At 62.0% G+C, this 263-nt stretch carries 1 protein-coding gene; it reads left to right on the forward strand.

Translation table 11 applies throughout. The features are described from left to right. The coding region (locus SB765_RS30715) for an LD-carboxypeptidase (RefSeq protein ID WP_410932630.1) at positions 1-263 on the forward strand (263 nt) is incomplete at both ends.

Genomic DNA, 263 nt, shown 5'->3' on the forward strand with positions numbered 1-263 from the left:
GTGGTTACGGTAGCATGCGCCTGCTCGACCGGCTCGACTTTGACCTGATTCGGCGCAACCCCAAGCCGTTGATCGGCTACAGCGACATTACCGCGCTGCACGCTGCGATCTATCGGCATAGCGGGCTGGTTACCTTCCATGGTGGGATGCTCAATGCCGACCTTCTGGGGGCGAAGTTGCCTCCAACTGAATCGTCGTTGCTGGCGCAGCTGGCTGGGCATGTGCGGGCAGGCGAGCAGATCGTGCACCCGACGGACTATGCC

It is taken from the genome of Pseudomonas sp. SIMBA_067 (genome assembly GCF_046534675.1).
GTDB classification, from domain to species: domain Bacteria; phylum Pseudomonadota; class Gammaproteobacteria; order Pseudomonadales; family Pseudomonadaceae; genus Aquipseudomonas; species Aquipseudomonas putida.